At 75.5% G+C, this 11838-nt stretch carries 7 protein-coding genes and 1 pseudogene; 6 read left to right on the plus strand and 2 right to left on the minus strand.

Annotation, left to right across the window (positions count from 1 at the left end):
- Positions 1 to 3: 3 nt before the first annotated feature.
- The 5 genes and pseudogenes from BN344_RS18930 to BN344_RS20630 all read left to right on the plus strand — a co-directional run bounded on the left by BN344_RS18930 (position 4) and on the right by BN344_RS20630 (position 7237).
- The gene (locus BN344_RS18930) at positions 4 to 2022 is read left to right on the plus strand and encodes a 13E12 repeat family protein (RefSeq protein ID WP_231486528.1); all 2019 of its coding nucleotides are present in this window, start codon (positions 4 to 6) and stop codon (positions 2020 to 2022) included.
- Positions 2023 to 2153: 131 nt separating this feature from the next.
- The gene (locus BN344_RS06245; protein ID WP_040337388.1) at positions 2154 to 3284 is read left to right on the plus strand and encodes a citrate synthase 2; all 1131 of its coding nucleotides are present in this window, start codon (positions 2154 to 2156) and stop codon (positions 3282 to 3284) included.
- A gap of 101 nt (positions 3285 to 3385) precedes the next feature.
- Positions 3386 to 4501: a phosphoserine transaminase gene (serC, locus tag BN344_RS06250; RefSeq protein WP_040337389.1), complete on the plus strand. Its 1116-nt coding sequence runs from the start codon at positions 3386 to 3388 to the stop codon at positions 4499 to 4501.
- An 853-nt stretch (positions 4502 to 5354) separates the two neighbouring features.
- Positions 5355 to 6599, plus strand: a pseudogene (locus BN344_RS20625) (hybrid sensor histidine kinase/response regulator); the annotation flags it as partial.
- A gap of 302 nt (positions 6600 to 6901) precedes the next feature.
- Positions 6902 to 7237, plus strand: coding sequence for an ATP-binding protein (locus BN344_RS20630; protein WP_231486531.1), 336 nt, complete (start codon positions 6902 to 6904; stop codon positions 7235 to 7237).
- Between the two features lie 4 nt (positions 7238 to 7241).
- Here the strand turns inward: BN344_RS20630 and BN344_RS06265 are convergent, their stop codons facing one another.
- Positions 7242 to 8693 (minus strand): circularly permuted type 2 ATP-grasp protein, encoded by a 1452-nt coding sequence (locus BN344_RS06265; protein WP_040337390.1) that lies wholly within the window; start codon positions 8691 to 8693, stop codon positions 7242 to 7244.
- The gene (locus tag BN344_RS06270) at positions 8690 to 10546 is read right to left on the minus strand and encodes a S9 family peptidase (protein WP_051515589.1); all 1857 of its coding nucleotides are present in this window, start codon (positions 10544 to 10546) and stop codon (positions 8690 to 8692) included. Before BN344_RS06270 ends, BN344_RS06265 begins: the two co-directional genes overlap by 4 nt.
- A gap of 347 nt (positions 10547 to 10893) precedes the next feature.
- On the opposite strand from BN344_RS06270, the gene sepH reads away from it, so the two are divergent.
- Complete coding sequence (gene sepH / locus BN344_RS06275; protein WP_040337391.1) at positions 10894 to 11796, plus strand: septation protein SepH; 903 nt, start codon at positions 10894 to 10896, stop codon at positions 11794 to 11796.
- Positions 11797 to 11838: the final 42 nt, after the last annotated feature.

Genomic DNA, 11838 nt, shown 5'->3' on the forward strand with positions numbered 1-11838 from the left:
GCCGTGGCGGATGCGCCCGTGGCCGGGTGGGCGTCGGGTCCGCTGGGGGTGGTGCAGGCCGCGGACCGGGAGATCGCCCGGCTGACCGCGGTCCGGGCGCGGGCGATCGCGGAGTTCGCCGCGTCCCGGCCGGCGTCGGCCGACCGGCAGCCCGGCGAGCCCGGGGCGATGAGCGCTGAGCGCCGCGCGGCACGACCCGAGGTGCTGGCCGGGGTGAGCGAGTGGGCGGTGCCGGAGCTCTCGATCGCGCTGTCGATCAGCAAGCCGGCCGCCGGCCGGGAGCTGGAGCGGGCGATGACGCTGGTGCACAGGCTGCCGGCCACGCTGGACGCGCTGGAGTCCGGGCTGCTGCATCCCGGGCACCTGTTCCCCCTGCTGGAACGGGTCGCGGTCGTGGCCGACGACGGCATGCGCGCCGAACTCGAGCGTGACGTGCTCGCGTGGGTGGCCGCCCGGGCGGGCACGCGGCACCTCACCACCCCGCCGCAGTTGGCCGACAAGGTGCGCCGGATGGGCCTGGGCCGCGACCCGAAGCAGGAGGCCGCCGATCTGGTGGCCGCGCTGCGGGCCCGCGGCGCCTGGGTGCGCACCGACCGGCGCCCGGGGATGGCGGTGCTCGAAGCGCTGCTCACCGCGCCGGAGGCCCAGGCCGTGATCGACGCGCTGGGCCGGTACGCCGACGCCCTCGACGACGACCCCGCCGATACGCGGACCCGCGGCCAGAAGATGGCCGACGTCCTGCTGGACCTCGTGCTGCGGCCCGGTGAGTCGCAACTGCCGCCGGTGCAGGCGCAGCTGACCCTGGTCGCCGGAGTCCGCACCCTGCTCGGCGGCAACGCACCCGGCGACGTCGGCGGCGAACCGGTCCCGGCGGAGATGGTCCGCGCCCTCGCCCGAGCCCTCGGCCTCCTCAGCGACGCGCCAGCCACACCCGAGCCCACACCCGACACCGCACCGAGCACCGCGTCGCCGGTGGCCGCGCCGGCCGTGCCCTGGGACCCCACCGGACTGCCCGACGACAGTTGGCCGGAGCACGCCCGGGCCGACTTCGACCGGTGGGAAGCCGAGATCGACGCCCGCGCGATGGCCGGCGTGTGGGGCGGCGAGGACGACCCACCACCAGAGGTGCAGCAGCGCTGGTGGGACGAGGAAGCTCGCCGCAACGCCCACCAACACCCTGACCCCGAAGAACCCGACCACGACCGAGCCGACCACGCCGCCGACCCCCGCGAGGACGACGACCGGGACGAGGCGGAGCCCGATTCGGCCACGCCTCATCCCCCTGCTGCCCCGGCCGAGGGCGTGCGGGCGGCGGCACGCACCGCCGCAGAACAGGCCGGCCTCGCCCTGCTGGAGCTGGATCGAGCGCTCAACCGCGCCTCCGCGGCCGCCGGCCGGGCCTGGCTGGACGAGCGTGCCGACGACCGTGCCGCCCAGGCCCGCGGCGGACACCTCATCGACATCGCCGCCACCGACCTCGATGCCCTGCGCGCCGCCACCGTCCAGCGGCGCGCCGAACTGGCCGCGCTGCTCGACCGCACCGCCGGGGGCGCCCTCGCCGACCGGCCCCGCATCGCCGTCATCGACGAACTCACCGGAACCTTGCTCGCCCTCACCGACGCCCGCGAACTACGCCGCAGATCCCACTGCGGCCGACCGGCCTGCATCCGCAAGCCCGAGAACTGCCAGCACGACCTCACCGGCCGCCCCGGCCTCGGCCCACCACCACCCACCGACGGCCACCGGCCCGCCGCAGCACTCGACCGCTACCTCCGCGCCCGCGACTCCCGCTGCCGCTTCCCCGGCTGCCGAAGGCCCGTCGCACGCGGCGGCGAACTGGACCACAACACCCCCGCACCCCACGGACCCACCAGCGCGCACAACATGACCGGCTTCTGCACCGGCGACCACCGCGGCAAGCACCAAGCCCCCGGCTGGACCTACGACCTCACCCCCGACGGCACCCTCACCGTCACCACCCCGAGCGGGCTCGCCGCCGCCACCACACCCCCGCCCTACTGAAGGGCGGGGGAGCAGAGACCCCCTGGACCGCCCCCCTTGTGACGAAGGCGGGCTCACGGCCTAGGGTCGCAAGGCAAGCGTGCGCCATGACCCATGCGCGCACGGGTCCCGCGCGCAGAGGAGCATGCGAGATGGCCGACGACTTCGTACCCGGCCTGGAAGGCGTCATCGCCTTCGAGACCGAGATCGCCGAACCCGACAAGGACGGCGGTGCTCTGCGCTATCGCGGCGTCGACATCGAGGACCTGGTCGGCAAGGTCACCTTCGGCAACGTCTGGGCCCTGCTGGTCGACGGCAAGTTCGGCCCCGGCCTCCCCCCGGCCGAGCCGTTCCCCATCCCGGTCCACACCGGCGACGTCCGCGTCGACGTGCAGGCCGCGCTGGCGATGCTCACCCCGATCTGGGGCTACCGCCCGCTGCTGGACATCGACGCCGAGGAGGCCCGCGAGGAGCTCGCCCGGGCCGCCGTCATGGCGCTGTCCTACGTGGCGCAGTCCGCCCGCGGCATCGGCATCCCCGCCGTCCCGCAGCGCCGGATCGACGAGGCGGCCACGATCGTCGAGCGCTTCATGGTCCGCTGGCGCGGCGAGCCCGACCCCCGCCACGTCGCCGCCGTCGATGCCTACTGGACCTCGGCCGCCGAGCACGGCATGAACGCCTCCACCTTCACCGCCCGGGTCATCGCCTCCACCGGCGCCGACGTCGCGGCCTCGCTCTCCGGCGCCATCGGGGCCATGTCCGGTCCCCTGCACGGCGGCGCCCCCTCCCGGGTGCTGCACATGCTCGACGACGTGGAGAAGACCGGCGACGCCGACAAGTACGTGAAGGACCTCCTCGACCGCAAGGAGCGGTTGATGGGCTTCGGACACCGGGTCTACCGCGCCGAGGACCCCCGTGCCCGCGTGCTGCGCCGCTCCGCCGAGGAACTGGGCGCCCCGCGCTTCGAGGCCGCCCTGGCCCTGGAACAGGCCGCCCTCAAGGAGCTGCGCGAGCGGCGTCCCGACCGGCCGGTCGAGACGAACGTGGAGTTCTGGGCGGCCATCGTCCTTGACTTCGCCGAGGTCCCGAGCCACATGTTCACCTCGATGTTCACCTGTGCCCGCACCGCCGGCTGGTGCGCGCACATCCTCGAGCAGAAGAACACCGGCCGCCTCGTGCGCCCGTCGGCCCGCTACATCGGCCCCGACCCCCGCAAGCCCGACGAGGTCGAGGGCTGGGACACCATCCAGACGACGGGAACCAGCCAGCTCCCACAGGACTGACCGCCACGTCCCGTCCTGCGTCGACGGCCCGGTCCGCCCTCCTGCGGCCCCGGGCCGTCGTCGTCCGCACCGCCGACCCAGAACCGAGAGGCACGTCCCGGATGAGCATCCAGATCCCCGCCGAGCTCCTGCCCGCAGACGGCCGGTTCGGGTGTGGCCCCTCCAAGGTCCGCCCCGAGGCGCTGCAGGCCCTGGCCGGCGACGGCGCCGCGATCATGGGCACCTCCCACCGGCAGGCCCCGGTCAAGGGGCTCGTCCGCCAGGTCCGCGAGGGGCTGCGCGAGCTGTTCGACCTGCCCGACGGCTACGAGGTCGTGCTCGGCAACGGCGGGACGACGGCGTTCTGGGACGCCGCGCTCTTCGGTCTCATCCGCGACCGCGCGGCGTTCGGCACCTTCGGCGAGTTCTCCGCCAAGTTCGCCTCCGGCGCGAAGGAGGCGCCCTTCCTCGGCGACCCGGTGATCACGAAGGCCGAGCCCGGCACGCTGGCGCTCCCGACCGCGCAGGCGGGCGTCGACGCCTACGGGTGGGCGCACAACGAGACCTCCACCGGCGTCATGGCCCCGGTCGCACGGCCGGCCGGCACCGACGCCGACGCCCTCGTCCTCATCGACGCCACGTCCGCCGCCGGCGGTCTGCCGGTCGACGTCTCGCAGACCGACGTCTACTACTTCGCCCCGCAGAAGAACTTCGGTGGCGACGGCGGCCTGTGGGTCGCCCTCATGTCGGCCGACGCGCTCGCGCGGGTGGCGGAGATCAAGGGCTCCGGTCGCTGGGTCCCCGGCTTCCTGGACCTGTCGATCGCGATCGACAACTCCACCAAGGACCAGACCTACAACACCCCGGCCGTGGCCACCCTCTTCCTGCTGGCCGACCAGATCCAGTGGCTGCTGTCGCTGGGCGGCCTCTCCGGCGCGGTGGACCGCACCCGGGAGTCCTCCGGCCGGCTGTACTCCTGGGCGGAGAAGTCCCCGTACGCGACGCCGTTCGTGACCAACCCCGACGAGCGCTCCTTCGTCGTCGGCACGATCGACTTCGCCGACTCGGTCGACGCGGCCGCCCTCGCGAAGACCCTCCGCGCCAACGGCGTGGTCGACGTCGAGCCCTACCGGAAGCTGGGCCGCAACCAGCTGCGCGTGGGCATGTTCCCCTCGGTCGACCCGGACGACGTCAGCGCGCTGACCGCCTGCATCGACCACGTGGTGGAACGACTCTGACGGTCGCGGCCTGCCGCAGGAGGTGAGCGTGGTTCCCGATCCCCCCGCGGGAGCTGCCCCCGGCGACCTGTTCGCGGCCGGCGGCCAGATGGGTCGGCTCATGGCCGCCTTCGACTGGTCGACCACGTCGGTCGGCCCGGTCGAGAGCTGGTCGGCGAGCTTCCGGCACGCCGTCCGCACCGTCCTCGTGTCCCGCTTCCCCATGGTGCTGACCTGGGGACCGGAGTTCCTGCAGTTCTACAACGACGCCTACATCCCGCTGATCGGCGGGAAGCACCCCGCCGCCATGGGCCGGGACATCCGCGTCACCCAGGCCGAGAGCTGGGCAGCACTGCAGCCTCCGATCGAGCACGCGATGACCACCCTCGAGGCCTCCTGGCTGCCCGAACTGCTCCTGCCGCTCGAGCGGTCCGGCTACCGCGAGGAGACCTACTTCACCGTCTCGCACGCGCCGGCGTTCGACGACGACGGCGGGGTGGCGGGGATGCACTGCGTCTGCACCGAGGTGACCGGGCGCGTGATCGGCGCCCGCCGGCAGCGCCTGCTGCACACGCTCTCCACCGTCGGCGGTCACCTGGGCGACGAGCGGTCGTCGGTCGAGGCGATGTGCGCCGCGCTGGACGGTGAGCTCGACGTCCCGTTCGCCGCGGTCTACCTCTCCACCCCCGGGGAGTCCGCCTTCACCAGGGTCGCGACCGTGGGCTGCCACCCCGACCTCCTCCCGGGCAGCACCGGCTCCGAGGCCGACCTCGCCGCGGTCGCCGGGCGACTGGGGGCGTCCGGCGGCCCGTTCGGCGACCAGGTCACCGACGCCGTCGTCCTGCCGCTGACCACCGCCCGCGACGGCGAGCCGATGGGGGTCCTGCTGCTCGGCACGAGCCCCAACCTCGCCCTGGACGTCGAGTACCGGAGCTTCCACCAGCTCGTGGCGGGCCAGTTCGCCTCCGCCATCGCCACCATCCGGGCCTTCGCGGCCGAGCGGCAGCGCGCGGAGTCGCTCGCCGAGCTCGACCGGGCGAAGACGACCTTCTTCTCCGACGTCAGCCACGAGCTGCGCACGCCGCTGACCCTGCTCCTGGGCCCGCTCGCGGACGTCCTGGCCGACACCACCGCCCCCGTGCCCGCCGGCGCCCGGGAGGAACTCGACCTGGCGCTGCGCAACGGCGAGCGGCTGCAGCGACTGGTCAACGACCTCCTCGACTTCGCCAGCATCGAGGCCGGCCGGGCCAACCCGGTGCGGGTGCGCACCGACGTCGCCACCTTCACCGCGGAGCTCGCGGGGATCTTCCGGGCGGCCGCCGAGCGCGCGGGCCTGCGGCTCACCGTCGACTGCCCTCCCCTGGACCGGACCGCCCACGTCGACCCGCGCATGTGGGAGAAGATCGTCGTCAATCTGCTGGCCAACGCGGTCAAGTACACGTTCGTCGGTGGGATCGACGTCTCCCTGCGGGCCGACGACGCGGGCTTCCGGCTCGCCGTCGCCGACACGGGCGTCGGGATCGTCGCCGACGAGCTGCCGCACCTGTTCGAGCGGTTCCACCGGGTGCCCGGCGCCGCCGCCCGCACCCGGGAGGGCACCGGTATCGGCCTGGCGCTCGTGCACGAGCTCGCCGCGCTGCACGGGGGCGCCGTGTCGGTGACCAGCGAGGCCGGGGTGGGGAGCACCTTCACCGTCGCGCTGCCCTACGGCGTCCCGGACGCCGACGACGCCGACCGGCAGGCGGCGACGCCGTCGGCCGCCGCCCGGGGCGAGGCGGCGAGCTGGGAGGAGGACACCACCCGCCCGGGGCGGGCCACAGCGTCCGCGTCCCCGGCACGGGACGTCCTCGTCGTCGACGACAACGCCGACATGCGGGCCTACCTCACCCGCCTGCTCGGGCCGCACTGGACGGTGCGGACGACGGCGAACGGCGCCGAGGCGCTGGAGGCGGTCGCCGAGCGGCGGCCCGACATCGTCCTGACCGACGTGATGATGCCCCGCGTCGACGGCTTCGAGCTGCTGCGCGCCCTCCGCGCGGACCCGGTCACCCGCCGGATCCCGGTCATCATGCTGACCGCCCGCGCGGGCCAGGAGGCGTCGGTCGAGGGGCTCGAGGCCGGAGCCGACGACTACCTCGCCAAGCCGTTCCGGGCCGACGAGCTCATCGCCCGCGTGCGGGTCGCCCTCGAGCGCGCCGCGGACCGTGCGGCCGCCGCCCCCGTCGCCGACGGCCCGGTCGCCGACGGCCCGGCCGAGCCGCCGTCCGGCGGGTCGCCGCATGCATCGTCGTCGCGCCGGTCCCCGCGTCCCGGCCACCCGCCGGTGCCCGGCCGGGACCGCCGCAGCCACGGCGACCCCAGGATCCGGCCGCCGCGCCGGTCGCCGAGTGGCGGCTGCCGTCGACCGCGTCGTCCATCCCGGTGCTGCGCCGCGGGCTGCGCGCCTGGCTGGCGGATGCGGGTGCCGCCGAGGACCAGGCCTACGACCTCCTGCTCGCCGCCTGCGAGGCGGCGACGAACGCCATGGAGCACGCCCAGGACCCCACCCAGCCGTACTTCGACGTGTCCGCCGTCGTGGGCGGAGGCCGGGTGGAGATCACGGTGCGCGACTACGGCCAGTGGCGGGAGCGGGTGCCGAGCATGGACCGCGGTCGCGGCTCGACGCTGATCAGCGCCTTCGCCGACGTCACCGCCACGCCCAGCCCCGAGGGGACGACGGTGGTCATCCGCGCCCGACTGGCCGGTGCCGCGGTCTGATCCGTCAGGCCAGGAGCCAGGTGTCCTTGCTCCCCCCCACCGGACCACCGAGGTCCACCCGGGTCCACGGCGCCCGGAGCGCGGTCGTCCCCTCGCCCGCGGCGACCGAGAAGATCCGCAGCCGGGCGGACCGGGGCCGCAGGGCGCCGTCCACGAGCGCCGGCAGCGTCGCCTCGTCGACCGGCTCCGTGGCGACGAAGCGGTGCGGCGCCGCCTCGATCGCCGCCCGCAGATCGGCCAGCTCCCCGGCACCGCAGGTGCGCCCGTCGACGGCTCCGACGCCGCCGTACCCCGCGACCTCCTCGACCACCAGCCGATCCAGCCGGTCCAGGGCCTCGGCGAGCCGGCCGGGGTCGGCCAGCACCCACGTGGGCGGCGAGGCGAGCAGGGGCGCCTCGCCCAGGTAGAAGCCGATCATGGCCGGCACCCACGCGAAGGTGGCCGAGTCGTCGGCCAGCCCGTTGCCGGGCACGTTCACCAGCCCCAGGCGCCCGGCCCGGACCGCCTCGGTCAGCTGCAGGTCGAGGGGATGCCCGACGGCGGTGCGGTACGCGGGCAGGATCGCCTCGTCGAAACGCCGGTAGAGGACGTCGACCGGCGTCCGGTTCCCGTCCACCGTCACCTCCAGTCCGCCGTCGGCCCGCGGCCAGAGGTCCCCGGCCCGCGCCAGCGGGACGCCGAGCGCCTCGGCCAGCACGGCGTGCTCGAACCAGGAGCTCTCGCTCTCCCCCGCGGTGAGGACGGCGATCCGCGGCGGCCCCGGGGACGCGGGTGGTGCCGCCCCGGCCAGGGCCGTGCGCAGCAGCGGCAGAGCCGCACCCGGATCGCCGGGGTCACCGGCACGGAAGAGCTCCGGGACGGCGGCGCGCAGGGCGAGGCGTTCCTCCAGGGCGAAGCCGAGACCGGCCGGCGCGCAGAGGTCGTCGCCGGTCACCGTCCACCCGCCGTCGGCGGTGCGCACGAGGTCGAAGGCGGCGACGGTCGCTCGGGGTTGCCCCGGCCACGCCTGTCCGACCGCCGAGGGGCTCCGCGCGGGGTTGTGCGCCACCGCCCACTCGGGCAGCACGCCGGCGCGGACGATCTCCGGCGCCCGGTCGCGATCGCCGCGACGACGGCCGGCCGCCCGGTAGGCGTCGGCGAGGAAGGCGATCAGGGCCCGGTGACGCTGCTCGACCCCGGCCGCGAGCAGCCGCCACTGGTCGGCGGGGATCAGCCGCGGCAGCGGGTCGAGCGGCACCGGGTGCCGCTCGTGACGGCCGTCGCGCCACCTGCCCAGCGTGGCGCCGCGGGCCGCCCGCAGCTCGCCGATCGTCTGCGCCGCGGCACCGAGCCCGGCAGCACCCAGCTCCGCCAGGACCGGTTCCAGGACCGCGTAGTCAGGGCGCAGGCGGCCGTCCCCGGTCACCGCCTCGTCGGCGGTGGGCGCGGGATAGCCGGCGAACAGGCCTCCGCTCACAGCCAGCGGTCGAACCAGGCGGTGACCCGCTCGCTGAGCTCGACGAGGTGGTCGCGGCCGACGATCGTGTGGCCCTCGCCCGGGAGCAGGAGCAGCTCGCAGGGGGAACCGAGGGCGGCGAGCTCCTGGTGCGCCTGCACCGACTCGGCCACCGGCACGTTCGTGTCGCGGTCCCCGTGGGCCAGCAGCAACGGCGAGGTGACCCGGTCCAGCGCCGTGATGGGCGAGATCGCCGCGAGCATCTCGCGGTCCGCGACCGGGTCGCCGTACTCGGTGACCGAGGCCGCCGCCATCCACGGCTCGGTGCCGGCGAAGAACGTTCGGAGGTCGCTCATGCCGGCCAGGGTGGCACCGGCGGCGAAGAGGTCCGGCCAGCGGGTGAGCGCGACGAGGGCGAGGTAGCCGCCGTAGGACCAGCCGTGCGCGCCGATCCGGCCGGGCACCGCGATGCCCGCGGTGACCAGCTCGTCGACCGTCGTCCGCACGTCCTCGAAGGACGCCTCGCGGGCGGCGCCGTCGTCGGCGGTCATGAACGCGCGGCCGAAGCCACCCGAACCCCGCACGTTCGGCGCGAAGACGGTCAGCCCGGCGGCGACCAGGCACTGCGCCAGCGGGTTGAAGACCGGGCGTTCCTGCCCCTCGGGACCGCCGTGGAAGCTGACGACCGTGCGGTTGGGTGCCTGCGCGCCGCGCGGGGTGTACAGCCAGCCCGACAGCGGCATCCCGTCCGGGGCCCGGTAGTCGTACCGCTCCGGCGTCACCAGACCGGCCCGACGGGGGCGGGCGCCGGCGCTCGGCAGCGGCGCGGCCGCTCCGCCGTCCAGCGACAGCCGCCACAGCGAGCGCGGGGTGGTGGGGCCGGTGAGCTCGGCGATCACGGTGCTGCCGTCGGGGGTGAGCGACCATCCGGGCAGCACCGCGTCGGGCAGCGGGATCGAGCGCACCGGCGACCCGTCGGAGAGCGCGTGCACGACGAGTTCGCTGACGCCGCCCACGTTCCAGACGGCGAGCACCGTCCCGTCGGCGCGGAGGGCGTAGCCGTCGAGATCGGCGTCGGCGCGGGAGAGGACGGTCCGGCCGCGACCGGTGGGCCCGTCCGGACCGATCGGCACCTCGACCAGCCCGGCGCGATCGGCGAACAGCGGCCCGGGCAGCGAGGCGCGCAGGTAGACCGCCCGCTCGTCGTGGGCGAACCGGCCGTCCTCGGAGGCCACGCCGCCGGGGGCGTCGGGTGCCAGCACCGGGCGCTGGGTCCCGGTGGCCACGTCCACGGCGACGACGTGCCGGTACCCGCGAGGGCCACGACGGGCCAGGACTGTGCGCCCGTCCGCCGACACCGCGCAGACCGAGAGGAAGCCCCCGCGCGCCAGCGTCCGGCACCCGCCGGTCGCGACGTCGACGAGGACGACGTCGGCGTCCGGCCCGTTCCCGGGCGCGATCGAGCAGACGTAGGAGCCGGGGCCGGTCCAGCCACCGGCGAAGACCGTCGCGCGAGGATCGTGCCCGGCCACGAGGCGTGCCTCGCTGCCGTCGGGACGCACCACGTGCAGCTCGGCGCAGATCGACCCGCCGGGGCTGACGAGGTAGGCCAGCCAGGCGCCGTCCGGCGACCAGGCGACCGAGACCACCTCCTGGTCCGGCTGGGACAGGACCACCGGCACCTGCGCACCGTCGACCGAGGCGACCTCCAGCCGCGGGATGCCCGACCGGTCGGTGACGTAGGCGACGCACCGCCCGTCGGGGGACACCGCGGGGCACCAGGCGCCCACGGCCCCGGCGATCTGCACCAGGGCCGGCCGGGCGTCGAGCCGCGCGGACGTGGCGGGCACCAGGTCGGTCACGGGGCTGGCCATCGCACCTCCTCGGCTCTCGTAGTTCCGTCCCGGGGAGCGGAACGCGAGCGGCAGGATTCCACGCCGCGGGCCCGGTCCGGCCCTCGCGGCGAGGAACCGGCTGCGCGCCGTCGTCGTCGTTTCCCAGCCGCACCTCCCGTCCCAGCGCCCGCGGCCCACGGTGCCGCGTGCCCGTTTCCGGGAGGTGTCCCTGATGTCATCGACACGCGACGCCGGATGTCGCACCCCCCGTCCGGGGGAACGAGGACGCGCCGCGTCGGGCGAGCCTGCGGCGCGCCGCGGCGGCGCGCCGATAGCCTCGGGCTCCGGTCTCTCTCCGGACCGCTCATGTCTCCAGGAGGTCGCCCGTGCGCACGCTGCGCCTCGTGGGTCTCTCCGACGACGGATCGAGCCTGCTGCTGGTCGCCGACACCGAGGACGGCGAGGAGAAGTTCGCACTCCCCGTCGACGACCGGGTGCGCGCCGCCGCCCGGGGGGACTCCCGCCGGCTCACCCAGATCGACGTCGACCTGGGCACCGAACTGCCCCCGCGGGTGATCCAGTCACGCATCCGCGCCGGCGAGACCCCGGAGCAGGTCGCCGCCGCCACGGGGGCGCGGGTGGAGCGGATCATGCGTTTCGCCCACCCGGTGCTGCAGGAGCGCGAGCGGATCGCCGAGCAGGCCCGGGAGGCCCGGGTCCGGCTCACCGACAGCACGCCCGGGACGACGCTGCAGCAGTTCATGACCGAGCGGCTCCGGCTGATCGACACCGCCGTCGAGGCGGTGGCCTGGGACGCCTACCGCAGCGACACCGGCGCCTGGGTGGTCACCGGTGAGTGGCGGGCCGGCGAGAAGTCCGGCACCGCTCGCTGGACCTTCGACCTCCCCTCGCGCACCGTGGCGCCGCTCGACGCGGCGACCACGGACTTCGCCGAGGGCACCCGGCTGGTGCGCGTCGTCCCCGACGTGCCCACCGGCCCGCCGCCGCCGCCGCCGGCGCCGGTGCCCGCCGCCCGGCCCGTCTCGGTGCTGCGCGACGACAGCGTTCCCCCGCCCGACGCCGCCGAGGACGATTTCCCCGTGCGCGACGTGCACCCGGCCAGCGGCTCCCCCGACGACCACCGCTCGATGGAGACCTTCCTCGACGAGATCGCCGACCACGACACCGTGGTGCTCGGCCGCCCCGGCGAGGACCTCGACTCCGACGATCCGCGCGCGCGCATCCCGGCGTGGGAGGACATCGTCTTCGGGGTCCGGCGCAACCGCTGACCCGATAAGTCGGTCGCTCCTGTCGGAGGCCCGGCCTAGCCT

The organism is Candidatus Blastococcus massiliensis AP3 (genome assembly GCF_000582785.1).
GTDB classification, from domain to species: domain Bacteria; phylum Actinomycetota; class Actinomycetes; order Mycobacteriales; family Geodermatophilaceae; genus Blastococcus; species Blastococcus massiliensis.

Coding starts and splice junctions, on each gene's coding strand:
- BN344_RS06245 (WP_040337388.1), top strand. CDS start 2,154: ATGGCCGACGACTTCGTACCCGGCCTGGAAGGCGTCATCGCCTTCGAG.
- serC (WP_040337389.1), top strand. CDS start 3,386: ATGAGCATCCAGATCCCCGCCGAGCTCCTGCCCGCAGACGGCCGGTTC.
- BN344_RS06270 (WP_051515589.1), bottom strand. CDS start 10,546: ATGGCCAGCCCCGTGACCGACCTGGTGCCCGCCACGTCCGCGCGGCTC.